Annotated in this window: 18 protein-coding genes; 7 read left to right on the forward strand and 11 right to left on the reverse strand. The window is 72.0% G+C overall.

What is annotated here, in order from left to right:
* Positions 1 to 53: 53 nt before the first annotated feature.
* Complete coding sequence (metG, locus tag JEQ17_RS24090; protein ID WP_200397155.1) at positions 54 to 1,778, reverse strand: methionine--tRNA ligase; 1,725 nt, start codon at positions 1,776 to 1,778, stop codon at positions 54 to 56.
* 173 nt (positions 1,779 to 1,951) lie between these two features.
* Positions 1,952 to 3,745, reverse strand: coding sequence for a VWA domain-containing protein (locus JEQ17_RS24095; RefSeq protein ID WP_200397156.1), 1,794 nt, complete (start codon positions 3,743 to 3,745; stop codon positions 1,952 to 1,954).
* 246 nt (positions 3,746 to 3,991) lie between these two features.
* Between JEQ17_RS24095 and JEQ17_RS24100 the strand changes: the two genes are divergently transcribed.
* The gene (locus JEQ17_RS24100) at positions 3,992 to 6,064 is read left to right on the forward strand and encodes a PhoX family protein (protein ID WP_200397157.1); all 2,073 of its coding nucleotides are present in this window, start codon (positions 3,992 to 3,994) and stop codon (positions 6,062 to 6,064) included.
* 153 nt (positions 6,065 to 6,217) lie between these two features.
* On the opposite strand, the gene JEQ17_RS24105 is transcribed toward JEQ17_RS24100, so the two are convergent.
* The gene (locus JEQ17_RS24105) at positions 6,218 to 7,141 is read right to left on the reverse strand and encodes a LysR family transcriptional regulator (protein ID WP_200397158.1); all 924 of its coding nucleotides are present in this window, start codon (positions 7,139 to 7,141) and stop codon (positions 6,218 to 6,220) included.
* Between the two features lie 227 nt (positions 7,142 to 7,368).
* On the opposite strand from JEQ17_RS24105, the gene snpA reads away from it, so the two are divergent.
* Positions 7,369 to 8,043 (forward strand): snapalysin, encoded by a 675-nt coding sequence (gene snpA / locus JEQ17_RS24110; RefSeq protein ID WP_200397159.1) that lies wholly within the window; start codon positions 7,369 to 7,371, stop codon positions 8,041 to 8,043.
* Between the two features lie 112 nt (positions 8,044 to 8,155).
* Here the strand turns inward: snpA and JEQ17_RS24115 are convergent, their stop codons facing one another.
* Both JEQ17_RS24115 and JEQ17_RS24120 read right to left on the reverse strand, forming a co-directional pair.
* On the reverse strand, positions 8,156 to 9,244 hold the full coding sequence (locus JEQ17_RS24115; protein ID WP_200397160.1) for an endonuclease/exonuclease/phosphatase family protein: 1,089 nt from the start codon (positions 9,242 to 9,244) through the stop codon (positions 8,156 to 8,158).
* 198 nt (positions 9,245 to 9,442) lie between these two features.
* Positions 9,443 to 10,219 carry an alpha/beta fold hydrolase gene (locus JEQ17_RS24120; RefSeq protein ID WP_200397161.1) on the reverse strand — a complete coding sequence of 259 codons (777 nt, stop codon included), beginning with the start codon at positions 10,217 to 10,219 and terminating at the stop codon, positions 9,443 to 9,445.
* 76 nt (positions 10,220 to 10,295) lie between these two features.
* Between JEQ17_RS24120 and JEQ17_RS24125 the strand changes: the two genes are divergently transcribed.
* Positions 10,296 to 11,618 (forward strand): aminotransferase-like domain-containing protein, encoded by a 1,323-nt coding sequence (locus JEQ17_RS24125; RefSeq protein ID WP_200397162.1) that lies wholly within the window; start codon positions 10,296 to 10,298, stop codon positions 11,616 to 11,618.
* Here the strand turns inward: JEQ17_RS24125 and JEQ17_RS24130 are convergent.
* The 3 genes from JEQ17_RS24130 to JEQ17_RS24140 all read right to left on the reverse strand — a co-directional run bounded on the left by JEQ17_RS24130 (position 11,533) and on the right by JEQ17_RS24140 (position 14,473).
* On the reverse strand, positions 11,533 to 12,417 hold the full coding sequence (locus tag JEQ17_RS24130; RefSeq protein ID WP_234048335.1) for a hypothetical protein: 885 nt from the start codon (positions 12,415 to 12,417) through the stop codon (positions 11,533 to 11,535). The genes JEQ17_RS24125 and JEQ17_RS24130 overlap by 86 nt on opposite strands.
* Positions 12,418 to 12,557: 140 nt before the next feature.
* The gene (locus JEQ17_RS24135; RefSeq protein ID WP_200397163.1) at positions 12,558 to 13,409 is read right to left on the reverse strand and encodes an ABC transporter permease; all 852 of its coding nucleotides are present in this window, start codon (positions 13,407 to 13,409) and stop codon (positions 12,558 to 12,560) included.
* Positions 13,406 to 14,473, reverse strand: coding sequence for an ATP-binding cassette domain-containing protein (locus tag JEQ17_RS24140; RefSeq protein WP_200397164.1), 1,068 nt, complete (start codon positions 14,471 to 14,473; stop codon positions 13,406 to 13,408). The genes JEQ17_RS24135 and JEQ17_RS24140 overlap by 4 nt, the downstream gene beginning before the upstream one ends.
* Positions 14,474 to 14,774: 301 nt before the next feature.
* Here JEQ17_RS24140 and JEQ17_RS24145 point away from each other — a divergent pair, with 301 nt between their 5' ends.
* On the forward strand, positions 14,775 to 15,383 hold the full coding sequence (locus tag JEQ17_RS24145; RefSeq protein WP_200397165.1) for an SH3 domain-containing protein: 609 nt from the start codon (positions 14,775 to 14,777) through the stop codon (positions 15,381 to 15,383).
* 123 nt (positions 15,384 to 15,506) lie between these two features.
* Here the strand turns inward: JEQ17_RS24145 and JEQ17_RS24150 are convergent, their stop codons facing one another.
* Positions 15,507 to 15,905 carry a hypothetical protein gene (locus JEQ17_RS24150; RefSeq protein WP_234048336.1) on the reverse strand — a complete coding sequence of 133 codons (399 nt, stop codon included), beginning with the start codon at positions 15,903 to 15,905 and terminating at the stop codon, positions 15,507 to 15,509.
* Positions 15,906 to 16,174: 269 nt separating this feature from the next.
* Here JEQ17_RS24150 and JEQ17_RS24155 point away from each other — a divergent pair, with 269 nt between their 5' ends.
* Both JEQ17_RS24155 and JEQ17_RS24160 read left to right on the forward strand, forming a co-directional pair.
* Positions 16,175 to 17,395: a PP2C family protein-serine/threonine phosphatase gene (locus JEQ17_RS24155; RefSeq protein ID WP_200397166.1), complete on the forward strand. Its 1,221-nt coding sequence runs from the start codon at positions 16,175 to 16,177 to the stop codon at positions 17,393 to 17,395.
* Positions 17,396 to 17,500: 105 nt separating this feature from the next.
* Entirely contained in the window at positions 17,501 to 18,694 is a 1,194-nt protein-coding gene (locus tag JEQ17_RS24160) for a hypothetical protein (RefSeq protein ID WP_200397167.1), read from the forward strand.
* 71 nt (positions 18,695 to 18,765) lie between these two features.
* Here JEQ17_RS24160 and JEQ17_RS24165 read toward each other — a convergent pair whose 3' ends face one another.
* Both JEQ17_RS24165 and JEQ17_RS24170 read right to left on the reverse strand, forming a co-directional pair.
* Entirely contained in the window at positions 18,766 to 20,013 is a 1,248-nt protein-coding gene (locus JEQ17_RS24165) for an amidohydrolase (RefSeq protein WP_200397168.1), read from the reverse strand.
* Positions 20,014 to 20,120: 107 nt separating this feature from the next.
* Positions 20,121 to 20,954, reverse strand: a complete 834-nt coding sequence (locus JEQ17_RS24170) for an NPP1 family protein (protein WP_200397169.1) — start codon at positions 20,952 to 20,954, stop codon at positions 20,121 to 20,123.
* A gap of 285 nt (positions 20,955 to 21,239) precedes the next feature.
* Between JEQ17_RS24170 and JEQ17_RS50140 the strand changes: the two genes are divergently transcribed.
* On the forward strand, positions 21,240 to 25,391 hold the full coding sequence (locus tag JEQ17_RS50140; RefSeq protein WP_234048337.1) for an nSTAND1 domain-containing NTPase: 4,152 nt from the start codon (positions 21,240 to 21,242) through the stop codon (positions 25,389 to 25,391).
* The last annotated feature ends 66 nt before the right edge of the window (positions 25,392 to 25,457 follow it).

The following is a 25,457-nucleotide window of genomic DNA, read 5'->3' on the forward strand; positions in this document are numbered from 1 at the left end:
GGCGGGGAGGGCGTCGTCCGACGCCCTCCCCGCCCTCTACGTGCGTGCTGTGGTTACTCCGGTGCGCCGCCGAAGCGCTCCTTGTACGTTTCCAGGTCCTCGTCCGTGATCTTGGCGAAGAGGACCGGGGGAACCGTGAAGGGGGTGCCCGCGGGGAGGAAGTTCAGGGACTTGGCCTCGGCCGCCGTCACCCAGGTCGCCGTGTCGTCGGGCAGGGCGAACGCCGAGCGCATCGCCTTGGAGGAGGCCGGGATGAAGGGTTCGGAGATGACCGAGTAGAGGTGGATGAGGTTCATCGCGACGCGGAGGGTGAGGGCCGCGCCGTCCGGGTTGGTCTTGATCTCCAGCCAGGGGGCCTTCTCCTCCAAGTAGGAGTTGCCGGCCGACCACAGGGCGCGCAGCGCGGCCGCGGCCTTGCGGAACTGGAGGGCCTCCATCTGGGTCTCGTACTCCGAGAGCAGGGCCGCGATCTCCTCGCCCAGCTTCGTCTCGGGCTCGCCCGCCTCCGCGCCCGCCGGGACCTCCTCGCCGAAGCGCTTCTTGGAGAAGGACAGGACCCGGTTGACGAAGTTGCCGAGGGTGTCGGCGAGGTCCTTGTTGACCGTGGCGGTGAAGTGCTCCCAGGTGAACGACGAGTCGTCCGACTCCGGGGCGTTGGCGATGAGGAAGTAGCGCCAGTAGTCGGCCGGGAGGATGTCCAGGGCGTGGTCGGTGAAGACACCGCGCTTCTGGGACGTGGAGAACTTTCCGCCGTAGTACGTCAGCCAGTTGAAGGCCTTGACGTAGTCGACCTTCTTCCACGGCTCGCGTACGCCCAGCTCCGTGGCGGGGAACATCACCGTGTGGAACGGGACGTTGTCCTTCGCCATGAACTCCGTGTAGCGGACCGGGTTCTCGCCCGTGTCCGCCTCGTACCACCAGGACTTCCAGTCGCGGTTCTCCGGGTCCTTGTCCGACCACTCCTTCGTCGCGCCGATGTACTCGATCGGGGCGTCGAACCAGACGTAGAAGACCTTGCCCTCGGCCGCCAGCTCCGGCCAGGTGTCCGCCGGGACCGGGACGCCCCAGTCCAGGTCACGGGTGATCGCGCGGTCGTGCAGGCCCTCGGTCAGCCACTTGCGGGCGATGGAGGAGGCCAGCTGCGGCCACTCGTCCTCGTGGCGCGCCACCCACTCCTCGACCTCGTGCTGGAGCTTCGACTGGAGGAGGAAGAGGTGCTTCGTCTCCCGGACCTCCAGCTCCGTCGAACCGGAGATCGCCGAGCGGGGGTTGATCAGGTCGGTGGGGTCCAGGACGCGGGTGCAGTTCTCGCACTGGTCGCCGCGGGCCTTGTCGTAGCCGCAGTGGGGGCAGGTGCCCTCCACGTAACGGTCCGGGAGGAAGCGGCCGTCGGTGGGGCTGTACACCTGGCGGATCGCGCGCTCTTCGATGAAGCCGTTCTCGTTCAGGCGGCGGGCGAAGTGCTGCGTGATCTCGCGGTTCTGGGGGGACGAGCTGCGGCCGAAGTAGTCGAAGGCCAGCTCGAAGCCGTCGTAGACCGCCTTCTGGGCGTCATGGGCCTGGGCGCAGAACTCGTCGACCGGGAGGCCCTTCTCCTTCGCCGCCAGTTCGGCCGGGGTGCCGTGCTCGTCCGTCGCGCAGATGTAGAGGACGTCGTGGCCGCGCTGGCGGAGGTACCTGGCGTACACGTCCGCCGGGAGCATGGACCCCACCATGTTGCCCAGGTGCTTGATCCCGTTGATGTACGGAAGGGCGCTGGTGATGAGGTGTCGAGCCATTGCGGGCTGCTCCCGGGTCGTTACGTGGGGTGACGGTTCGGTGGGTGATGCTTCGATCGTCGACCGTCTTACGAACCTTGAAATCGTAGCCGACATGGGTGGGCCGCCCGCTCCCCCTTTTATGGGGTGAGAAGCGGGCGGCCCGGTGGTTGTTCCTGTGGGGTTACGTGGGTCTACGGGCGCCAGTTCGCCAGTACGCCCTCGTAGACCTCCGTGTCCGTGAGCTCGCGCGGGGTCGGGCCCGCGTGGAAGAAGGCGGTGTTGTCCGTCTTGAGCTTGCGGAGGTAGTCGAAGGCCTTGTTGTCCTGCTCGCCGAACGCGACGAACGAGAAGAAGACGCCGGGGTGGTTCTTCGCCGCGTCCGTGAGGGACTGGGTCGCGGGGGTCTTGGCGTCCGGGGCGCCGTCCGTCTGGAAGATCACGAGGGCCGGGGCGGTGGGGGCGTCCGACTTCTCGTGGTGGGTGAGGACTTCCTGTACGGCGGCGTGGTAGCTCGTACGTCCCATGCGGCCGAGGCCCGCGTGGAGTTCGTCGATCTTGTTCTCGTGGTCGGTGAGGGCGAGTTCGCCGGTGCCGTCCAGTTCGGTGGAGAAGAAGACGACGTGGACCGTGGCGGTGGGGTCCAGGTGGGCGGCCAGGGCGAGGGTCTGCTCGCCGAGGGCCTGGGCGGAGCCGTCCTTGTAGTACGGGCGCATGCTCGCGGAGCGGTCCAGGACGAGGTAGACCTTGGCTCGGGTGCCGGTGAGGTTGTTCTTGGTGAGGGTGGTGGCGGCGGCGTTGTAGGCGGTGGTGAGGCCGGGGGCGCAGGTCTTTAGCGTGGTGAGGGTGGTGGCGGGGGCCGCCTCCTCGGACTCGGCTTCGCCTTCGTCCGCATCCGTTTTCCCACCCGCACCGCCGATGGGCTCCGCCGGGAGGGGGGCCGGGGTGGGCTCGGCGGTGACCTCGGGTGCCGGCTCGTCGTGGTGCACCCGGCCTCCGGCCGGGTTGTCGTTCCCACCCGCACCGCCCGTGACGCTTTCGTCGTCGACTGCGGGTGGCCCCTGTGGGGCGTCCTCGCCGTCGGCGACCGCGGGCTCGTCCGCCTGCACGGCGACGGGCTCGGGGGTGATCTCGGCAACCACGGGCTCCGCCTCGGGGACGGCCTCGACAACCACGGACTCGGGTTCGGGCTCGACGACCGGCTCGGGCTCCGGGGTCACGTCGGCGACGACGGGCTCCGGCTCGGGTTCGGCGATGGGCTCAGCCTCGACCTCGGCCTCCGGCTCGGCGTCAACCGCGGGCTCGGCCTTGGCCTCCACCTCGGCCTCTGCCTCCACGACGGACTCAGGCTTCACCTCGGCCTCAGCCTCGGGCGCGACGATCGGCTCGGGCTCAGCCACGGGCTCGGCCTTGACTTCCGCGACCGGCTCAGGCTCGACGACGGCCTCGGCCTCGACGACCGGCTCAGCCTCCGCCTCCACGACCGGCTCGGCCTTCGTCGACGGCTCGGGCTTGGTCTCGACGACCGGCTCGGCTTCTGCCACCGGCTCAGCCTCAACCACCGGCTCGGGCTCGATGACCGGCTCGGCCTTGGCTGTCGGCTCGGCGACCGGCTCGGCCTCGACCGGCGGCTCTGCCACGGGCTCGGCCTCAGCGACAGGCTCAGCCGTCGGCTCGGGCTTTGCCTTTTCGGTTGGCTCGGCCTTCGTTTCCGGTTCTGCCGTTGGAGACGTCTGCTTTGGGACCGTCACATTGTCGAAGGCCGCTGAAACCAGTTCGTCCACCACCGAGGCCTTTGGTGCCTTGGGCTCGGTGGCGGGGGCCGGCACGGTGACCTGCGGCTCGGCCGCTGTAGGCACCGGCTCGGGAGCCGTCTCCTGTCGGGCCGCCGGCACGCTCGGCTCGGCGGCAGGGGTGGCGGCAGCAGCGGCAGCGTCCCCCTTGCGTGACTTTCCGAACGCATTCCGCAGGCGGGTGAGAATGCCCATGTGCGCAACCCTTCGCATGAGTTGGTTCCGTCAATCCCTGGCCAGGACGGACACGTAAGGTTAGCCGCAGGATTTGGAGATCTTGGGCAGGGTCGATTATGGCCCCCAAGTTAGGTTCCCCTTACCTTCCCTTTGCCTCGACTCCCCTGCGGACTCCGGGGGTTCACCCGCCGTTCACCTCTTGGCTGCGCCCACGAACGGGCGTGCCCATAGCGTCACGCCCGACACAGACATAGGGGAGGGAACGTGCGCAACCTGCTGCCGTTGATCGGCTCGACCGGCTCACACCCGGGCGGTCGTTCTGAGATGACCTGTCGGTTCCGCTGTGGTGACGCCTGCTTCCACCCGGCGCCCAACACCAGCGCCAACGAATACGTCGGCGACGTCATCGCCGGAGCGCTCAGCCGCCGTTCCATGATGCGCGCGGCGGCCGCCGTGACCGTCACCGCGGCCGCCGGGGGCGCGGTCGTCGGCGCGGGCGCGACCCCGGCCGCCGCCCAGGCGCCCGAGGGCACGCCCGCCGCCTTCACCGGCGGCAAGGCCGCCCGCGGCCTCCGCTTCACGCCCGTCGCGCCGAACACCGCCGACGCCGTGACCGTCCCCGAGGGCTACGGCCAGAACGTCGTCATCCGCTGGGGCGAGCCCATCCTGCGCGGTGCCCCGGCCTTCGACCCGAACAGGCAGACCGCCCAGGCGCAGGCCGGCCAGTTCGGCTACAACTGCGACTTCCTCGCCCTGCTCCCGCTGCGGGGCGAGCGCGGCCGCCAGCTGCTCGTGGCGAACCACGAGTACACGGACGAAATCCTGATGTTCAAGGGTTACGACGCCGCCAACCCCACCCGCGAGCAGGTGGAGGTCGCCTGGGCCGCCCACGGTCTGGGCGTCGTCGTGGTCGAGGAGGACCGGAAGAGCGGCAGGCTCACCGCCGTGCCCCGCCACCACCTCAACCGCCGCGTCACCGCGACCACCGAGTTCCGGGTGACCGGTCCGGCGGCCGGCTCGAACCTCCTCAAGACCTCCGCCGACCCGACCGGCAAGAAGGTCCTCGGCACGCTCAACAACTGCGCCGGCGGCGAGACCCCCTGGGGCACCACGCTGCACGGCGAGGAGAACTTCAACCAGTACTTCGCCAACGCGAGCCGTCCCACGGACGCGCGCTACGGCATCGGCACCGGCGCCACCGAGCGCAAGTGGGAGCGTTTCGACAAGCGCTTCGACGTCGCCCAGGAGCCGAACGAGGTGCACCGCTTCGGCTACATCGTCGAGCTGGACCCGTACGACCCCACCTCGACGCCCCGCAAGCGCACCGCGCTCGGCCGGTTCAAGCACGAGGGCGCGACCATCCGCCTCACCGACGACGGCCGCCCGGTCGCCTACTCCGGCGACGACGAGCGCTTCGACTACATGTACAAGTTCGTCGGCAGCAAGCGGATGCGCCACGGCAACAGCCGCTCCGCCCGCGAGCACAACCTGACCCTCCTCGACGAGGGCACCCTGTACGTCGCCAAGCTCACCGGCGACTCCCCGGCGACCGAGATCGACGGCACGGGCAAGCTCCCGGCGGACGGCGAGTTCGACGGCAGCGGTACGTGGATCCCGCTGGCCACCGCCACCGCCAAGGGCGCCGTCTCGCACGTCGAGGGCATGACCGCCGAGGAGGTGTACGTCTTCACGCGCCTCGCCGGTGACAAGGTGGGCGCCACGAAGATGGACCGCCCCGAGGACATCCAGCCCTCGCCGCACACCGGCAAGGTCTACGTCGCCCTCACCAACAACACCAACCGCGGTGTCGGCTCCAACGCCAAGGCCGACGAGGCCAACCCGCGCAACGCCAACAAGCACGGGCACATCCTGGAGCTCACCGAGCGCCGCAACCGCGCCGACGCCACGACCTTCGCCTGGTCGCTGTTCCTCGTCGCGGGCGACCCGAAGGACCCGGCCACGTACTTCGCCGGCTTCCCGAAGGACAAGGTCAGCCAGATCTCCTGCCCGGACAACGTGGCCTTCGACCCGCACGGCAACCTGTGGATCTCCACGGACGGCGCCCAGCTCGGCTCCCACGACGGCCTGTTCGGCGTGGCGACGAAGGGCGACCGGCGCGGTGAGCTGAAGCAGTTCCTGACCGTGCCGAAGGGCGCCGAGACCTGCGGCCCCATCGTCCAGGACCGCCGCGTCCTCGTGGCGGTCCAGCACCCGGGCGAGATCACCGGCGCGACCGTCGAGAACCCCGCCAGCATCTGGCCCGACGGTCCCGGCAAGATGGTCCGCCCGGCAGTGGTGGCGGTCTGGCGCAAGGACGGCTGCGACATCGGCACCTGATCCACAACAGGGGTGCCCTCTCCAGGAAGAGGGCACCCCTGTTGCTTTGGTCTTTGTCTTTACCTTTGCCTTTGTCTTTTAGGGGCGCGGGGAACTGCGCGACCAGCCCCCACCGAACCCGCACCCGACACACGACCCGGCGGCAGTCACCCCTCAGACACCCACCCGATCCAGCCACTCCCGATACCCCGGCGCCTCCCGGGCAACCTCCGCATACGCCTCCCACAGCCCGGGAAACACAGAGTCCAACTCCCCCTCCGTACGCGCCGCGAGCAACAGCCGCACACCCAGCGGATCCCCCTGAATCCGCCGGACGGCCATCGCCGGCCCGGGCTGACACGTCGGCTGGCACACCGTGACGACCTCACCGGTCGAGACGAGTGACGCGGCCGTGTGGTAATCCCCGTGCAGCACACGGGGATTGAGCCCCGCGGCCCGCAGCATCCGATGGACCGCGTCCCACTCGCCGTCCACCGTGGGATCGATCATCCAGCGGTCCTCGGCCAGGTCGGAGAGCTGGACCTCGGCGTGCGCGGCGGCCGGATGGTCGGCGGGCAGGGAGACGAACTGCGGTTCGCGTTCGACGAGGACGCGCAGGGCGAGCCCCTCAGGCACCCGCAGCGGACAGCCCTCCACCTCGTGCACGTAGGCGACGTCGAGCCGCCCGTCGGCGAGCATGCGCAGCAGCGCGTTCGGGGAGACGTCCATCTGCAGGACCGGCTCCCGCTGCCGCGCGCGCAGCCGGCGCAGCCAGCCCGCGAGGGCGCGGCTCGCGGTGGAGCCGATCCGGAGCTGGGGGCCGTCGTCGTCCGTCGCGGCGGCCCGCGCCTCCGCGACCAGGGCACGCATTTCGGCCACCAGCGGGCGGGCGCGGCCCAGGACGATACGGCCGAGCGGGGTCGGCCGGCAGCCGGTGCGTTCGCGGAGGAAGAGCGGCCCGCCGAGCTCCTGCTCGATGCGCTTGAGCTGGGTGCTCAACGAGGGCTGGGCCACGCCGAGTTGCCGGGCCGCCCGGTGCAGGCTGCCGGTGTCGGCGATGGCGCACAGTGCGCGGAGGTGCCTCACCTCGAGCTCCATGCGGCGAGCCTAGGACGGTCACACGAGCCGCACCAGACGCACAAACCCCAACCGAAGGGGGCGAGTTGGGTCGGATACCGATCGGTAAATGATCAGTAGTCGACTGTTGGTGATCGTTAATGACCGGGTGATAGCTGGGTCCTATCTCCGATTGCCATCATCACAGCCGTCCCACAGGCACAGACACTCACCGATGACGACTTCACCCCCCACTCAAGGAGTCATCGATGCGACTGTCCACCCGTCTGTCCACGCCCGTTCTCTCGGCCGCGGTCGGGCTCGGTCTCACGGCCGCCGTGCTCGGGGCCGTCCCGGCCTCCGCGGCGCCCGCGCCCGTGGCCCCGGCCGCGCCCTTCGCGGGCTACAACGGTTCCGGCGAGGAGGCCAAGGCCAACAAGGCGTTCTTCGACGCGGTGCTGAAGTCCGTGGCCGAGAAGCGCGCCGCGAACCCGACATCCGCCGCCGCTGTCACCGTGGTCTACAACGCCTCGGCCGCGCCGACCTTCAGCGCCCAGATAGCCCGCAGTACGTCGATCTGGAACAGCTCCGTCTCGAACGTCAAGCTCCAGGCCGGCACCAGCGGCGCGAGTTTCACGTACCGCGAGGGGAACGACTCGCGCGGTTCGTACGCGTCCACGGACGGGCACGGGCGGGGCTACATATTCCTCGACTACAGGCAGAACCAGCAGTACGACTCCACGCGCGTGACCGCCCACGAGACCGGGCACGTGCTCGGGCTGCCCGACCACTACAGCGGGCCCTGCAGCGAGCTGATGTCGGGCGGCGGGCCCGGCACGTCCTGCACGAACGCGAACCCGAACGCGGCCGAGCGGGCCCGCGTCGACCAGCTGTGGATCAACGGCCTCGCGAAGGCACTGGCGAAGGTGAATCAGGACCGGTAGGTCCCCCTGGATGCACCACCCACCCCCCACTGACGTGGGCCGTCCCTCCTGCACAGGGGCGGCCCGCGTCGCCTTTTCTCCCCCTGCCCCGCCTCCTTTTCCTTCCCTGCCCCTACGTGCTCTTGAAGAGGGTCAGATCCACGACGAGCGTCCGGTGGTCCGTGTCTCCGAGGTCCAGGAAACGGGCCCTGTTCGCCGAGAAGTCCCGGGACACCAGGACGTGGTCGATCTGGGCGCCGAGGGGCGGGGCCGTTCTGGCCGGCCAGCTCGGTGTGCGGGCGTCGCCGGTGAGACGGGCGGCGTCCCCGAACCCGGCGTCCAGGATGCGCCGGAAGGCCGCGTGGTCCTGGGAGGCGTTGAAGTCGCCCGCGAGGACCGTGGGCCGGGTGCGGTTCGCGTTCGCGTAGTCGCGGAGGTCGGACAGCTCCTCGCGCCAGGTGGACAGGTGCGTCGGCAGCGGGGGCATGGGGTGGGCCAGCTGGAGCCGGATCTCGTTGCCCTTCACATCGGCCGTGGCACCGGGCATGCCCATGGTGGCGGGGATGCCCGCGGCAGGCTTGAGGGGATGGCGGCTGAGGATCACCGAACCGTCGGACCCGGCGCCTTCGACCGCCTGCCTGTAGGGGTACGAGCCCTTGCCCACGGCACCGCTCCCGCTGTCCGCGCGGCCCTCTCCGCCTTCTCCTTCGTCTCCCGTGGCCTTGTCCTCCGTGGCCTTTCCGAAGGCCTGCTCCAGCTTCTCCTCGCACGTGTACTCGCATTCCTGGACGAAGACGAGGTCGGGCCGCTGGTCCCTGATCGCGTCGATGAGTCCGTCCGTGGCCTGGCCGAACTCGACGTTCGAGGTGAGTACGCGGAGTTCGGCGACCGGGGCGCCATCGGGCTGCGAGCTCTTTCCGTACGGCTCGATGTACCAGGCGAGCGCGGCGAGCACGGCCACGCTCCAGACGAGGCCGAGGCGCCAGCGGGAGAGGGCGGCGAAGAGGAGGGCGACGGCGGTGGGGGCGAGGAGCCAGGGCAGGAACGCGAGCAGTTGGGGTACGGGGGTGATGCCGTCGGTGTCCGCGATGCGGCACCCGACGACTGTGCTCACGCCGGTGAGCAGCAGTGCGGCGAACCAGGCGCCGGCCCGGGTGCCGCCGCGGCGTTCCACGGGGGCGTCGTCCGTCCACTCGTCCGCCTCGGCCGTCGCGTTGCGCAAGTCCGCCCCCTTCCGTCTGCTGGATCCTCCCTTAAAGACGGAGGATGTGGGGGGACGGTTGAGGACTGCTGCCGGGTGCGGGCCCGGTGGGGGCTGGTCGCGCAGTTCCCCGCGCCCCTGAAAAAGCGGGGCTGCGCCCCTGGCTTTTTGTCTTTAGGGGCGCGGGGAACTGCGCGAGCAACCCCCACGCACCCGCACTCAAAGACGACGCAGAAGCGCGGCCAGGGCCGCATTGAACTGCTCGGGCTGTTCAAGGTTCGGCATGTGTGCCGCCCGCGGCACGACCCGGAGCGCGGAGCCCGGGATCGCCGCGTGCATGGCGCGCGCGTCCGCCACGGGCGTGTACTCGTCGTCCTCGCCGACGACCACGAGCGTCGGAACCGTGACGCGGGTCAGCAGCTCGCGATAGTCGGGGCGTTCCGCCCGCCCCCGCAGGGCAGCGGCCGCGCCCTCGGGGGACGTGGCCGTCATCATGCGGTGCACGTGGGCCGCCACATCAGGGTGGGCGTACGGGGCGACCATCTTGTGCAGGACCTCGTCGGCGTACGGGCGCATGCCCTCGCGGAGGAGGCGGTCGGCCATGTCGTTGCGGGACTTCTTGCCGGCCGGGGTCTCGGCCGCCGGGAACGTGTCGGCCAGGACCAGCGCCCGGACGCGCTCGGGGAACTGCCGGTAGCACTCCATGACGATCTGGCCGCCCATGGAAAGCCCGGCCAGCGCGAACTCGCGTACGTCCAGGTCGTCGAGGAGGGCCGCGATGTCCTCGGCGAAGGTGGCGAGCGGGGTCACCCCGGGGACCACCGGGGAACTGCCGTAACCGCGCAGGTCGGGGGCGATCACCCGGCGGTCCGGGGAGAAGGCGGCGAGCTGCGGGGCCCACATGGTGCGGTCGAAGGGGTGGCCGTGGATCAGGACAAGGGGCACGGAGGTTGAGGCATGCGCGCCTTTGTCCTCGTACAGGAGGAAGGGAGCCATGTTCAGGACCCTAGATTCAGGGAACTCCTCGGTGCAATAAGATCTTTGCCCTCGGTGCAATCCAGGGAGGGGTGGCGTGGAGGACTATCGGCGTATCGCCGACCGGCTGGCCGAGGAGATCCTCACGGGACGGCTGAAGGCCGGTGAACGGCTGCCGCCGCAGCGGGTGTTCGCCCGGCGGCGGCGCATCGCGGGGTCCACCGCCGGGCGCGTGTACGGGGAGCTGGTGCGGCGGGGCCTGGTCGTCGGGGAGGTCGGGCGCGGCACGTTCGTACGGGCGGCGCCGGTGCCGTCGGGGCGGGCGCTGGCCGAGCCGGCGACCACGGCGGCGGTCAATCTGGAGCTCAACTACCCGTCCGTGGAAGGGCAGTCGGAGCTGCTGGCCGGCGGACTCGTGCCGCTGCTGCGGGCCGATGTGCTGGGGGAGGCGACCCGTGCGGTGCCCGCCACCGGGACCGCCGCCGCGCGCGAGGCCGTCGCCGGGCTGCTGTCCGGATCGGGGTGGCGGCCCCACCCGGAGCAGCTCCTCTTCGCCGGGAACGCCCGGCAGGCCATCGCGGGCGCGCTCGCCTCGCTGGTACGGCCCGGCGGGCGCGTCGGGGTCGAGGCGCTGACGTATCCGCTGGTCAAGGAGATCGCGACGCGGATCGGATGCACACTCGTACCGCTGGAGACGGACAGGGAAGGGCTGCTGCCCGGGGCCGTCGCCGCCGCCCACCACTCCGCGCCGCTCGCCGCCCTCTACGTCCAGCCGACCCTGCACAATCCCACCTCGGCCACGATGGGTGACGCGCGCAAGCGTGAACTCGCCGAGGTCGTAAGAGAGTTGGGACTGCCGGTCGTGGAGGACCGGATCTGGTCGTTCCTGCACGAGGAGGGCGTGCCGTTCGCCGCGTACGCCCCCGAGGGCGTCCATGTCGTCGACGGACTGTCCAAGCGGGTCGCGCCCGGGCTGACCGTCGGTTTTCTCGTCGTGCCCGAGGGGCGTGCCGAGGCGGCGGCGGGGGCGCTGCGGTCGGGCGGGTGGACGGCGGGACGGTTCGCGCTGGAGGCGGGGACCCGGTGGATCCAGGACGGGGTCGTGGACCGGCTGGTCGCCGACCGGCGGGCGGACGCAGCCCGGCGGCAGCGGGTCGTCGCGGAACTGCTCGACGGATTCGACGTACGCGCCGATCCGTCCGCGTACTACGCCTGGTGGGAGCTGCCGTCGCCGTGGCGCGCGGACACCTTCACGGCGGCCGCGGCGGCGCGCGGGATCGCGGTCACGCCGGGGTCCGCCTTCGCGGTGGGGGAGCAGGGGGCACCGGACGCCGTCAGGCTCGGGCTCGCGTCGGTTCCGGTGCCGGTGCTGGGGCAGGCGCTGCGGACGCTGCGCGACGTCGCGCGTGGTGGTCCATGAACCAGGTCGCGGCGGCGACGGTCAGGCCGAGGGCCAGGATGAACCAGGTGGCCGTGCGAAGTGTCGAGGTCAGGGCGTCGTAGACGGTGCCGGCCGCCGCCCGGGAGACATGGGTGGGGAGGTCGGCGAGCGTCAGGGCGCGGCCGATGACCGTGGCGAGGGCCAGCAGCGCGGCGCCCAGGGCCATGCCGAGTGCCGTGGCCGTGACGGCCTGGCGGCGGCGTACGGCCAGCAGGATGCCGCCGACGGCCAGGGCGACCGCCGCGAGCGGGAGCCAGAAGCCCGCGATCTCCAGCACGTGGAACCCCTTCCGGAGCGTGCTCAGCTCCTGGGCCTCGAGGACCGTGATCTCGGTGTGCTCGATGGGGATGCGGTTCGCCAACGGCACCCGGTCGTAGGACAGCTGGGACTTCAGCTGCTGGGTGACGGGTGCCAGATCGAGGGTGACGGCGCCCTCGCGGCCGCTGCGCAGGGCCCGCAGGACGGCGTCGTGCGCGGCCCGGTTCGCCGTGTTCCAGGCCGCGCGGAAGGCCTCCGTACCGGTGAAGGACCGCACCGCCCTGCGTACGTACGCGCGGACCTCGCCCTCCAGCGGTCCGACCTCGATCTGGTTCATGACCCCGTCGGTGACCGAGTCGGCGATCGCGCTCTGCACGTCGGGCCCGGCGGCGAGCGGCGCCATCGTGTCGACGTACCGTCCGGTGTCGCCGATCTCGTACTTCGCCCATGCCGAAAGCCCGCCCAGCGGCACGAGGACGCAGGCGAGCACGATCAGCACCGCCGAGAGGACTTTCCGCACCCCTCAAGGAAGAACCCCGGCCGCGCGCCCCGCCATCGGGCACGGCCGGGGTGACTGCATCCGGGCCTGGATTGCGTTCTTCCGGGGGACGGACGGCGACCGTCCGGGCCCCCGGGAGAGCGTGTGGTGGTGGAAACGCGCTACTTGCGGTTGTAGAGCCGCATCGTGACCGGGCCGAAGACCGCGACGAACAGTCCGGCCCAGCCCAGCGACCACGCGATCTCCGCGGCAGGCCAGGAGCCGTCCATCAGACCGCGCACCGCCGAGGACAGATGCGTGATCGGGTTGTTGTTGACGAAGGCCTGCAGCCAGCCCGGCATCGTCTCGGGGCGGACGAAGATGTCGCTCAGGAAGGTCAGCGGGAACAGGATCATCATGCTGACGCCCATGACCGACTTCTCCGTGCGCAGCAGCAGGCCGAACATGGTCCACACCCAGGAGAAGGCGAAGGAGAAGATGATCAGGAGGAGCACCCCTCCGAGCACTCCCTGGACGCCGCCGTCCGGGCGGAAGCCCATGATCAGGCCCACCGACAGCATCACGACCGACGCCATCGCGTAGCGCAGGGCGTCCCCGAGCAGATAGCCGACCAGCGTCGACGGACGCCAGATGGGCAGCGAGCGGAAGCGGTCGAAGACACCCTTCTCGATGTCGATGTTGACCGCCAGGCCCGTGTACATCGTGATCATGGTGACGGACATGACGAGGATGCCGGGCAGCAGGTACTGGATGTACTCCCTCGGGGAGCCCGCCAGGGCCCCGCCGAACAGATACGTGTACATCAGCACCAGCATGATCGGGAACGCCGTCACGTCGAACAGCTGCTCGGGAACGTGCTTGATCTTGAGCATCGCCCGCCAGCCGAAGGTAAGCGACGTCTGGATCGCGTTCGGCCGCGGCGGGCGCTCGGTGGCGACGAGCAGCGCGGCCAGGCTCTCGGTACTGACCGGCGCGAGGTCGGCGGCTTCGGTGGTCTGGGTCGCGGTGCTCATGCCGTGGCCTCTTTCGTCTGCTGCTTCGTCTGCGATGACGTCTCTGCGTGGTCGGACTTGCCGGTGAGGGCGAGGAACACCTCGTCCAGGCTCGGCTGGCCCAGGGAGAAGTTGTCGACGGTGATGCCCGCGTGGGCCAGCTCGGCGAGGGCGCGGGACGCCTTCTCGGCGGCCCCGGCCCCTCCCCCAGACTCCGTCTGGGGGGACCCCCATGCGGAGCCGTTGCCGACCCGGGCGGTCAGCGCCACCGGGTCCGGCTCCAGCTGGACGTCCGCGTCGAGGGCCTGCCGCAGCAGCCGCTCGGCGTCCGGCCGCTGGTGCGCGTCCCGCAGCCGTACGTGCACGGCTCCCGCGCCGACCGACGCCTTCAGCTCGCCCTTGGTGCCCTCGGCGATGACCTTGCCCTTGTCGATGACGGCGATCCGGGACGCCAGCTGGTCGGCCTCGTCCAGGTACTGGGTGGTGAGCAGGACCGTGGTCCCCTGGGCGACGACCGCCCGCACGATCTCCCACACCTGGTTGCGGCTGCGCGGGTCGAGACCCGTCGTCGGCTCGTCCAGGAACAGCAGGTCGGGGGTGTTGAGGATGGACGCGGCGATGTCGATACGGCGCCGCATACCGCCCGAGTAGTTCTTCACCTGGCGGGCCGCCGCCTCCGACAGGCCGAAGGCGTCGAGGAGTTGCGCCGCTCGGTCGTACGAGGCCTTCTTGCTGTGGCCCGTCAGCCGGGCCAGCAGCACGAGGTTCTCCGTGCCCGTCAGGTCCTCGTCCACCGAGGCGTACTGCCCGGTGAGGCTCACCCTGGTCCGTACGGCGTCCGCCTCCCGTACGACGTCGTGGCCGAAGACGTGGGCCTCGCCCCCGTCGGGGCGCAGCAGGGTCGCCAGCATGCGCACGGTGGTGGTCTTGCCGGCTCCGTTCGGACCGAGCAGGCCGTACACCGTGCCGGCCTCGATGCGCAGGTCCACGCCGTCGACGGCGCGGTTGTCGCCGAAGGTCTTCACCAGACCCGCGGTCTCGATGGCCGGCCCGGCCCATTGGTCGGTGCGGTTCTTGCTCGTCATGTCGGTCCGCCCATCCGCGTCGTTCTCTCGGTTTGCTCGTGGTGTTCGAGGTCTTCGAGTCTTCGAGTGCACTCGCGTCGCATCCGTAGCTCTTCAAGGGTGCGTCCGCCGGCCTCGAAGAGCATCGGTCTGTCGACGCAGTCCTCGATCGGTCTCGAGATGCAGACCCTGCGGCGCACGAAAACTCATCGGCGGGGCGACAGGAGTTTTCTCCGTCGTCCTCCCCGGGCTCCGGTGGAGGGTTCACCCGAACGGGTGTTTCCTGGTTCTGGGGACGGAGGCGGGGAGAAGGAGGCCGATCATGGGCATCACTCCGGCCCTGCGAACCCTTGCGATCGCCCTGGTCAGCGGCGGTGTGCTGACGGCGGCCGCCGCGGGTACGGCCTTTGCCGGTACGGCTTCCGCCGGTGCGGCGACGGTGGGCGGTACGGCGGCGGGTGGAACGGCTTCCGGTGGTTCGGCGGCGGGCAGGCCCGGGAGCGGTGGCTCGGAGGATCCGGTGTGGGGCACCGTCGTCTCCCGCGGCGACCTGAACGTACGGGCCCATCCCGACACCGGCTCGGCCGTGCTCGGGCGGCTCTCGCCGGGCAGCCAGGACCGGGTCGCCTGCGTGGCGCGGGGCTCGCACGTGTTCGGCAACCCCCACTGGTACTGGCTCGTCGGGGCGCGTGCCTGGGCGAGCGCCGCGTTCGTGGACCTCGGCGGGGCGGGGGTGCCGCGGTGCTCCGACCCCTGCGAGGGGGTCTGGAAGGACCGGTGGCACGACGGTTCGGGGGGCTGCAACGGCTGCGACGACGGTTCCTGGAGCTCCTCCGGCTCCTGGAGCGCGTCCGGTTCGTGGAGCTGGAGCTTCTCCGGCTCCTGGGACGCCTCGGGCTCGGGCTGGGAGTGGGTGCCCGGCGGGCGGTGAGTCCGAGGAGAACGGGTGGCCCGGGACGGGGAGATGTGGGTGAGGCCCGGGCCACCCGGACACATACAGCGGCCTGTGCCGACGGGCACAGGCCGCTGTATGTCGTGTTCGTTGTTCGCCGGTTCAGTCCTCGGTCGTGTAGTAGCGGTAGAACACCGTCGCGAACACGCCCGCGGCGATCACGAGGGAGATGCCCGAGGACTTGAGGACGCTGGCGTCCGTGAGGCTGTGGAGGAAGCCGAACGCGATGCCCGCGAACACCGCCCACGCGAGGGCCCTGGCCTCCCGGGGGAGGCGTGGGGCGACGGTGTGGATGCCGTGGGCGACCGCGGCGAACACGATCGCCGAGACGACGCCCAGGAGGGCGTTCCAGCCGGTGATCGGGCCGGAGTGGCGGTCGATGCCGGAGGTCCAGAAGCCGTAGACGATGCCGCCGAGCGCCGGGATCGCGAGTTTCGCGGAGGCCGCCATCGTTTTTGTGGCGGTGGGTGTGCGATGTGGTGCGGGTGCCGCGTGAGTCATCGGGCACTCCTCTCTTTCGCCCCTGCCTTCCAGAGCACACCTGCGGGGGAGCCCTGGCAAGTTGTGTGTCGTGTGCGGGTTCGTTTTGGCTGAGCGCGCAGTTCCCCGCGCCCCTTAAAAGACAAAAGCCAGGGGCGCGGCCCCGTCATTCAGGGGCGCGGGGAACTGCGCGAGCAACCCCCGCCGGGCTCGCACCCGAAAACGAGCCGGCGGCAGCCAAGTAGAAGAGTCGGCGTGCGCCAAGCACCCGGGCGTGCTTCGCTGGGGGCGTGAGCGGCGCGGATCCGGGCAGCCGCGCCCGGCGGCAGCAGCTTCTCCGGGTACGCGGCCGCAGTGTGGCCTGGGTACCGCCCCTCCTCCTGCTCGTGGCCATCGCGGTGGTCGACTGGAACACCTCCGGCGAGTTCAGGGTCATCTCCTGGATCGTCCTCGTACCCGGCATCGCGGCAGCGATCTGCGGCGTCCGCGGAACGGCCGCCTTCGCCGTGCTCGCCCTCCTCGCCTACATCGAGGTCGACGCCTCCTGGCCGCACCAGGACCAGACCGGCCTGCCGGACTTCATCCTGGTCGCCATGGGCGGCGCCCTGGCGACCCTGGCCTGCGCCGTACGGGTCCGGGAGGAACGGCGGATGCTGCACATGCGGGACGTGGCAGACACGACCCGCCGTACCGTGCTGCGCCCCCTGCCCACCCCGTGGGGCGGCCTCGACCACGCGGCCGTGTACCTCGCCGCCGACAGCGAGGCCCGCGTCGGCGGCGACTTCTACGACATCCAGCCGGGCCCGCACGGCACCCGGGTCCTCCTCGGGGACGTCCAGGGCAAGGGCCTGCCCGCGGTCGCGGCGGCCGCCGCCCTGCTGGGCACGTTCCGCGAGTCCGCGTACCACGAGGCCTCCCTGACCGTCGTCGCCGAACGGCTGGAGGTACGGATGGGCCGTCACCGCCAGTACGTCACGGACCTCGGCGAGGACCTGGACGGCGACCCGGCCCGGGGCGTGGAGCGCTTCGCGACCGCGGTCCTGGTCGCCTTCCCGCCCCCGGGCGCCCCTGCGGGCCACATCGAGGTCGTCAACTTCGGGCATGAACCCCCACTGGTGGCGGGCCCGCGCGGCGTACGCGTCCTGCCGCCCGGCGACGGGCTCCCGCTCGGTCTCTCCGCGCTGGCCGGGTCCGGCGCGGGCGTCCCGCCCGTCCGCAGGGTCCCCCTCGCCGCCGACGAGACCCTCCTCCTCGTCACCGACGGCGTCACCGAGGCCCGCGACGCAGACGGCGTCTTCTTCCCCCTCCACGACCGCGTGACCCAAGCCGTCACCACCGACCCCACCACCGCCCACCCCCACCGCCTGGTGGAACTGATCCGCGAAGGCACCCTCCACCACACACCCCACATGGCAGACGACACAACGATCTTCGCGGTGAGGGCAGGCGGAGCCGCCCTCCAGGGGCGCGGGGAACTGCGCGACAAGCCCCCACCGCCCCGCAGAGGCTGAACAAACCAGTACCACCCACCCCCTATCGCCCCCACCCCAACACCCTTTGCACCCGCACCGGTTACCGTGCAGACCGTGGTGATCCAAGGGCAGGAGACAACGGCGATGCCAGGAACCGTATTGCTGCTCGCAGCGTCGCCGACAGGCAAGAGCTGCCTCGTGGACGCCGCGTCCGTACTCCCCATACTCGCCGCCGTCGCCCCCGACGTGCTCTCCGGCACGGACACGGCCAACGTCGTCGAACTGGCAGACCCCCTGGAGCCGCAGGCCGTCCTCACCCGTCTGCGCGCCGCCGCGACGGCCCCCGGACCGCTCACGGTCTTCCTCACCGGCCAGCTCCAGCTCGACCGCCGCCAACGGCTTCCGCACCTCGCGCTGGCCCGTACGACCGCGGCGACCGTCCGCTACACAGGCTTCCCCTGGCACTGGATCCGCGAGGAACTCCGGCTGCGCACACCGGGCAGTACGGCGGTCGTCGTCGATCTGCACACGGACGCGGAGACCTGGCAGCACCTGGCCACCCAGCCGCTCACCGTGGGACCGGGCACTCTGCTGTACGGCCGCGTCGCCCCGCCTCCCCCGCGACGGGCGGTGGCGTCGCCGACGTACATGAAGTCCGTGGCCACGATCCTCCGCAGCGGTCACCGTCCCCCGCTCGCGCACCTCCACCAGCAGGCGCTGACACGGTCCTCGGGTGAGGACCCGGAGGCCGCCCGCCGGGACATCGTGCTGGCGGTCGACCCCACGCAGCCCGGGCACTCCACACCGCCCGCACAGCCGCCCATGCGCCCCGTCCCCGGCTTCCAGCCGGCGCCGCCCCCTCCCGTACCCGTACAGGTGTCCGTGGCGCCTCTGCCGCCGCCTCCGCCCCCGCCCACCGACCCCCATGCCGAGATCACCGCCGCCGTCGACAGCGGCAGGCACGCCGAGGCCGCGGAGCTGGCCGGGCGGCGGGAGCAGGAAGCGCTGCGGGCGCACGGACCCGGCGCCGACGAGGTCGTGCACTGGATGGAAGTACGGGCGGATCTGGCCATGTTCGCCGGGGACGCGGAGCTCAGCTGCCGGATCTGGCTGGCGGTGGCCGACGTACGGCTGGCCGCGGGACAGCCGCCGGGAGCCCCCGGTGTCGAGGCGGCCGTGGACCGCGCGCATCACCAGTGGGGCCGTATCGGCGACTCCGCGCGGGCCCGTGAGCTCGGGCCCGCGCTGGCCGACCTGCGGCTGCGTGTTCCGGGGCGCCGACAGGGAGCCCTGGACGATGTCCAACGGCACCTGAACCGGCTTCAGGCACAGGTCTGACGCCGGCGAGGCGGCGTGGGCGTGCAGGCGGCCGGGGGGAGCACCCGCGGACAGCGGGTAACGCGTGCGTGCTAGGGGGCAAACATCTCCAGCGCCCCGGACACCAGCGTCCGTACGCCCGGGCCGACCGTCGACAGGTCGGGGGCGAAGTGCGGGCTGTGGTTGCTGGGCACGGCCGCGAGCTGTTCCATCAGGTCGCCCCCGGCGCCGGCGGCCGCCGCGTCCCACACTTCGGCGGGTGTGCTCGTCACGAACCAGTACGCGTACGGGAGTCCGCCCCCGGCGAGGATCGGGAAGTCCTCGCTGCCCATGACGGGCCCGAAGTCGAGGACCGTGCCCGCGCCGAACACCTCGCCGTGCACGGCGGCCACCCGGCGGTCGGTGTCGGCGTCGTTGACGGTCATCGGGAAGCTGCCGCCGACCGTGACCGTGGGCTCGCGCCGACAGCCGGCCGCCGCGCACTCGCCCGCCGCGATCCGCCGGATCGCGGCCAGCATCCGCTCCCGCACCTCGGCGGACTGCGTACGGAGGTTGAGGGCGATGTGCGCCTCGGACGGGATGATGTTGTGCCGGGTGCCTGCCTCGATCCGGCCGACCGTCAGCACGGCGGATTCGCGGGCGGCTATCTCCCGCGAGACGACCGTCTGGAGCCTCGTCACGATGTACGCGGCCGTCACCACCGGGTCCACGGTCGCCTCCGGCCGGGAGCCGTGCCCGCCCACCCCGTGCACGACGATGTCGACGTCCGTCGAGGCCGACATGATCAGCCCGGGCGAGTGCGCGTACAGCCCGGCGGGACCGGGTGCAGCGTGCTGGGCGAGCAGGACGTCGGGGCGCGGAAAACGTTCGTACAGGCCGTCGTTCACCATCGCGGCGGCGCCCTCGCCGGTCTCCTCGGCGGGCTGGCCGACGACCAGCAGCGTGCCGTTCCACGTGTCGCGCCCGGCGGCGAGCGCGTCGGCGGCACCGGTCAGCCAGGTGACGTGCAGGTCGTGACCGCAGGCGTGCATGACCCCGGCTGTCTCGGACGCGTACGGCAGTCCGGTCTCCTCGGTGACCGGCAGCGCGTCCATGTCGCCGCGCAGCAGGACGGTCGGCCCGTCGCCGTTGCGCAGCATCCCGACGACTCCGGTGCCGCCGATTCCGTCCGCGGTCTCGTAGCCGGCCTTGGCGAGGCGCTCGGAGAGTTTCGCGGCCGTCCGGTGCTCGTGCCCGGACAACTCGGGATGGCGGTGCAGGTCCCGGTAGAGGTCCTCGAGGGCGGGGACCGGGAGGTCGGCGGTGAGATCCAGCGCGGTGCGTGCGGCGGGAGAGGTCACCGGGCCAGGGTATGTCCGTACGCCGCCTCGTGGGCCTGGACGGGAGCGGCCGCCGACGCGAGGGGGAGAGTGGCGTCGGCGGCCGCGGCTCGTGCCGGAACCGTTCGTCAGAACGCGGGGATGGCGGCCTTGGCCCGGCCGTCGGCGTTCCGGGCGCCGTTGATGTTGCTGACGAGGTTGTTGGTCAGCGGGAAGTTGGCCTTGCCCCACTTCTCCTGGCCCTTTTGGTTGGAGTTCCACAGCTGGTCGCGTGGGGTCTTGTCCATGTTCTCCATGGTGACCAGGGCGGGCCGGTCCCAGGTGCCGTTGCCCCAGACCCTCGGCACCTCGCCCCACTTCGCGAAGCGGAAGGCGTGGGTGCTGGAACCGTCCTTGTGGTAGACGATCTCGACGCGGTTGAAGCTCTGTTCGTTGCCCACCCGGCCCATCGGCACCTCGTTGATGGGGTGGGTGCTGTAGCCGCCGTGCCGGGAGGCGGCCAGGAAGCGAGGGCTCTCCTCGCCCTGCTTCTGGAAGACCACGACGGACTCCCAGTCGTGGCGGTGCCCGCCGACGTCGAGGCCGTTCTGGGCCTGGTCCTTCTCGAAGTAGAGCGTGTAGACGTACGCGCACCAGCCGTTCTTGCACAGGGACTGGGAGTACGTGTTGGCCTTGCCGAGGTGGTTGGTCCGGCAGCCGCCGACGATCGCCCCGCTGTTGTCGAGGCCGCCGTTGAGCTTTCCGCTCGCGTCGACGGCCGCCGCCGGCAGGCAGCCGTTCGTGTCGTAGTCGAAGAGCGGCATGTACTTGTTCTGGAAGGTGCTGGCGTTCCAGCTCAGGGGGTTCAGGACGGCGGCGTTGGCGCTGCCCGTCAGGCCCACGGTCAGGGCGGTGGCGCTGACCGCGACGAGCGCGGCCCTGCCGAGGCGGGACTTTCTCTTGCTCTGGGCTGCCTGGGACATACGGGTGCTCTCCACTGTGCTCGGGATGCGGTTCCGGTTCGGTCGTGCCGGAGCCGGTGCTGCGGGACCGAGGCTGGCAAGCGGGGAGTTGACCGGCACCCCCTTTCATCAGGGCAATCAATGCCGGGGGCACCGCCGGGTTGTTCGGTGTCCCGTTCCGTGGCTGTCATCAACACCACATCCGGGCCGGAAAGTATTTACGCCGTATCCGAGCGATACGTAGGTTGACCGCCCCGAACGTCGTTTTCATCCGCTCCGTGGGCGTGGACGAAGGTGGGTGGACCCGTGGGGCGTCCCGAACGACCGCTGGACCCGGAGGCCGGTCCCGTACAGCGGCTTGCCCATGAACTGCGTGCGCTGCGCACGTCCGCGGGCGGCCCGTCGTACCGGACGATGGCCGCGTCGGCGGGCTTCTCCGCGACGACGCTGTCCGACGCGGCGGCCGGCAGACGGCTGCCGTCGCTGGCCGTGGTCCAGGGGTACGTACGGGCGTGCGGCGGCGATCCGGCCGAGTGGGAGCCCCGCTGGAAGGAGGCCGAGTCGGAGGCCGCCGAGGCCGTGCGGGAGGAGGCGGCGGACTCCGCGCCCCCGTACCGGGGTCTCGCCCGGTTCGAGCCCGCCGACCGTGAGCTGTTCTTCGGCCGGGACCGGCTGCTGGACGAACTGCGGGCACTGGCCTGCGGGCACCGGTTCGCCGTGGTGTTCGGCGCCTCCGGCAGCGGGAAGTCGTCGTTGCTGCGGGCCGGGCTGATACCCCGCCTCCGGGAGGACATCGCGCGGCGGGGGTGTCCCGCGGTCCTGCGGGTGTTCACCCCGGGCGCGCGGCCGGCCACCCGGTTCGGGCACCTGCTGACTCCCGCGGACGACGAGCCGGAGAGCTGGGTCGTGGTCGACCAGTTCGAGGAGGTCTTCACCCTGTGCCGGGACCGCGCGGAGCGGGACCGGTTCATCGACCTGCTGCTCGCCGCCAGGGAGCCGGGCAGCCGGCTGCGGGTGGTCGTCGCCGTCCGGGCCGACTTCTACGCCCGGTGCGCCGAGCACCGCGGGCTCGCGGACGCGCTGTGCGGTGCCGCCCTGCTGGTCGGGTCCATGACGGCGGACGAGCTGCGGGACACCGTCGTCGGGCCCGCCCAGGCGGTCGGCCTCCTGGTCGAACGGGAGCTGACCGCGCGGGTCGTGGAGGAGGTCCTCGACCGGTCCGGCGCGCTGCCGATGCTCTCGCACGCCCTGCTGGAGACCTGGAAGCGGCGCCGCGGCCGGCTGCTGACCCTCGCCGCGTACGAGGCCGCGGGCGGGGTTCGCGGCGCGATCGCGGCGACCGCGGAGGAGGCGTACGGGCAGCTGTCCGCGGCCCAGGCGCACACCGCCCGGCAGTTGCTGCTGCGGCTGATCGAGCCCGGGCAGGGCACCGACGACACCCGGCGCCCGCTGAGCCGCGCCGAACTCGACGAGTGGGCGGACCGCGAGGTGCCGGTGGCGGTGGAACGGCTGGCCCGCGCCCGGCTGCTGACCGTGGACGAGGACGGCGTCGAGCTCGCCCACGAGGCACTGATCACCTGCTGGCCCCGGCTGCGCGGCTGGATCGACGAGGACCGTGAGCGCCTGCGCCACCACCGCCGCCTGACGGAGGCGGCCCGCGCCTGGCTGGAGCACGACCGCGACCCCGGCGGCCTGTACCGCGGCACACGCCTGGCCCGAGCGGAGGAACTGTTCGCGGCCGACATCCGCGTCGCAGTCGGCAGGGAAGACGGCGACGGCGGCAGGAAATGGGGCCGCCGGCTGGGCGGACAGGGGGCTGGTGAAGGGGGCGGCCGGGCGGGCACCCAAGGGGGCGGCCGGGCGGGTAGTCGGCGTGGCGGTCGGGAAGGCGAACCGGGGAGTGGCTGGGCGGGCAGCCAACGGGGCGGCGGGGCTGGCAGTCGGCGTGGCGGTCAGGAAGGCGAACCCGGGAGTGGCTGGGCGGGGGCTCGCGGGGACGGTCGAGGTGACGGCCGGGCGGGCGGTCGGGGAGGCGGACCGGGGAGTGGCTGGGCGGAGGCCCGCGGGGACGGTCAAGGGGGCCGTCGCGCGGAGGCTCATGAGGGTGGCCGCGGGTCCGTGCTCACCGTGTCGGAGCGGGCTTTTCTCGCTGCCGCGCTCGGCGCGCGGGAGGCCGAGCGGCGGGCCGTCAGCCGGACCACCCGCAGGGCACGTGTCCTCACCTCCGCGTTCTCGGCCGTGCTGGCGGTGGCGCTGGTCGTCGGTCTCGCGGCCTGGCACCAGCACCGGGACAACGAGCGTCAGCGCACCGACGCCGCGGCCCGCCGGGTCGCGGACGTCGCCGACGCGCTGCGTACGACCGACCCGCACACCGCGATGCTGCTCGGCGTCGCCGCCTGGCGCATCTCCCCGCTGCCCGAGGCCCGCCGCGCACTGCTCGGCTCCCTCGCCCAGCCGGAGCACGCGATCTTCACCGACCCGGCGGCGGGGGACAGCCCGACGCGTTTCCTCGCCGACTCCGGCCGCACACTGCTCAGCGTCGACGGCCGCACCTGGCGGACCTGGGACGTGACGAAGGGCCGCCGCGCCGACTCCGGACGGCTGCCGGCCGGCGACGTGGTCTCGGCCGGACCGGACGCCCGGGTCCTCGCGGTCGCCGCCGACGACGGCATCCGGCTGTGGGACACGTCCACCGGACGATGGACCGGCGATCCGCGCCCCCTCCCCTTCACCTCCTTCGCCGACATACGCGCCGACGGTTACGTGGTGAGCGACATCGACGACGACCGCGTACGGCTGCGGTCCGTCACCAACGGCAGGGTGCTGTTCGAGAACCGGGCGCCCGGCCCGGTGACCCCGGCCGTCAGCGCCGACGGCCGGCTGGTCGCGGTCTGCCCCGCCGGCCGGGCACCGCAGGTCTGGGAAACCGGCCGCCACCGGACCGTGCCGGGACCGTGGGAGCGGGCCCACGGTCTCTGCGACGAGGACCGGACGGTCCTCGTGTTCGGCGGCGCCCGGCTCGCCACCCTCTCGAAGTCCGGCGTACGCGTCTGGGACACAGCCTCGGGCCGCGAGGTCGCCGACCTCGACGAACCCGGCGCGCAGGACGCCTCCTTCAGCGCGGACGGCACCTTCCTCGCGACCGCCGACCGCGACGAGATCAGGGTGTGGCGGCTGACGGCCCCCGCCGCGCCGGTGCTCCGGCACTCCCTCAACAGCCAGCACCTGCACGGCCTCTCCTGGGACCCCGCCCACCGGAACGTCCTGCGCTATCTCGAAGGCGGCACCGTCCACTGCCTCGACCTCGGGACGGCCGTCGCGTCCCCGTGGCGTGCCCATCCACTGGACGCCGTACGAATCAGCCCGGACGGCCGTACGTACGCCACGGCCGAGCGCGTCGGCACGGGGACGGGCGCCGGTGGGGGCGCGGACGCGGCCGCCGGCACTCGCTATCGCTTCGAGCTCCGCACCACGGCCGACGGCCGTCTGCTCCGGACGCTGCCCTCCCCGCCACAGCCCGTCTCCCGCGACCCCGCCGAGCCGGTCGTCCCCCAGGACACGCTGGCGCTCCTCGCGTTCAGCGCCGACGGCACCACGCTCACGTACGGCGTCTCGGCCCCCGGCCGGGAGGCGGCACCGCAGCGGTTCACCGTCTGGGACCTGGTCCACGACCGCCGACGCACCGCCCTGGACCTGGCGGCACCGGAGTCGGCCGGAGCGGTGGTCTCGGTGGCCCTCGGCCCCGGGGGCCGCACCCTGTACGCCGCCCGCACCACGGCCATCGGCGAGGTGGGCGACGAGGCATGGGACACCGCCTCGGGCCGCAGAACGGCCGACCTCGCCGGTCTGGCCAGCCACCACCTGGCCGTCCGCCCCGACGGCCGTCTGCTCGTCGGCGACAACCGCACCGCCCGCCTGCCGTCCGGGGAGGCCACCGGGCAGGGCCTCGTCCAGGGCGAGCAGATCGGCGCGCTCGCCTTCGCCGCCGACGGCTCCCGTCTCGCGGCGGGGGACCAGACCGGCCGCGTCGCCCTGTGGGACGGCACGCTGCGCCACCGCGAGGGCGTCCTGCGGAACGTCTTCCCCATGCCGCTCGGCGACACCCCGGAGGTGGTCGGCGCCCTCGCCCTCAGCCCCGACGGCGGCACGCTGGCGGTCGGCGGCGACGCGGGCACGCTCCAGCTCTGGGACATCTCCACCCGACAGCCCCTGGGCGGCCCGCTCACCACGCCCGGCGAACGCATCGACACCCTCGCCTTCTCCGCGGACAGCGGCACGCTGTACGCGGGCAGCGCCCACGTCCCGCTCCAGCGATACGCGGTGGCGCCCACACGCGTCGTCTCCCGCGTCTGCACCCGCGCGGTCATCGACCTCACGGCGGCACAGTGGCATACGTACATCCCGGACATGCCCTACCGCAGGGTGTGCACCGGGACGGCGGCGACCGCCTCCCGCTGAGGCGGCCCCGAACCGGCCGCGTCGCGGCGATGCCGTCGTGACGCGTTTCTTCAAGACCGTCGTGTG

Origin of the sequence: Streptomyces liliifuscus, from assembly GCF_016598615.1 — a bacterium.
Taxonomy (GTDB): Bacteria; Actinomycetota; Actinomycetes; order Streptomycetales; family Streptomycetaceae; genus Streptomyces; species Streptomyces liliifuscus.

Excerpts from the sequence above, each read along its gene's own strand:
- metG (WP_200397155.1), bottom strand. The coding sequence starts at position 1,778 with ATGGCTCGACACCTCATCACCAGCGCCCTTCCGTACATCAACGGGATC.
- JEQ17_RS24095 (WP_200397156.1), bottom strand. The coding sequence starts at position 3,745 with ATGGGCATTCTCACCCGCCTGCGGAATGCGTTCGGAAAGTCACGCAAG.
- JEQ17_RS24105 (WP_200397158.1), bottom strand. The coding sequence starts at position 7,141 with ATGGAGCTCGAGGTGAGGCACCTCCGCGCACTGTGCGCCATCGCCGAC.
- snpA (WP_200397159.1), top strand. The coding sequence starts at position 7,369 with ATGCGACTGTCCACCCGTCTGTCCACGCCCGTTCTCTCGGCCGCGGTC.
- JEQ17_RS24120 (WP_200397161.1), bottom strand. The coding sequence starts at position 10,219 with ATGGCTCCCTTCCTCCTGTACGAGGACAAAGGCGCGCATGCCTCAACC.
- JEQ17_RS24135 (WP_200397163.1), bottom strand. The coding sequence starts at position 13,409 with ATGAGCACCGCGACCCAGACCACCGAAGCCGCCGACCTCGCGCCGGTC.
- JEQ17_RS24140 (WP_200397164.1), bottom strand. The coding sequence starts at position 14,473 with ATGACGAGCAAGAACCGCACCGACCAATGGGCCGGGCCGGCCATCGAG.
- JEQ17_RS24145 (WP_200397165.1), top strand. The coding sequence starts at position 14,775 with ATGGGCATCACTCCGGCCCTGCGAACCCTTGCGATCGCCCTGGTCAGC.
- JEQ17_RS24150 (WP_234048336.1), bottom strand. The coding sequence starts at position 15,905 with ATGACTCACGCGGCACCCGCACCACATCGCACACCCACCGCCACAAAA.
- JEQ17_RS24160 (WP_200397167.1), top strand. The coding sequence starts at position 17,501 with ATGCCAGGAACCGTATTGCTGCTCGCAGCGTCGCCGACAGGCAAGAGC.
- JEQ17_RS24170 (WP_200397169.1), bottom strand. The coding sequence starts at position 20,954 with ATGTCCCAGGCAGCCCAGAGCAAGAGAAAGTCCCGCCTCGGCAGGGCC.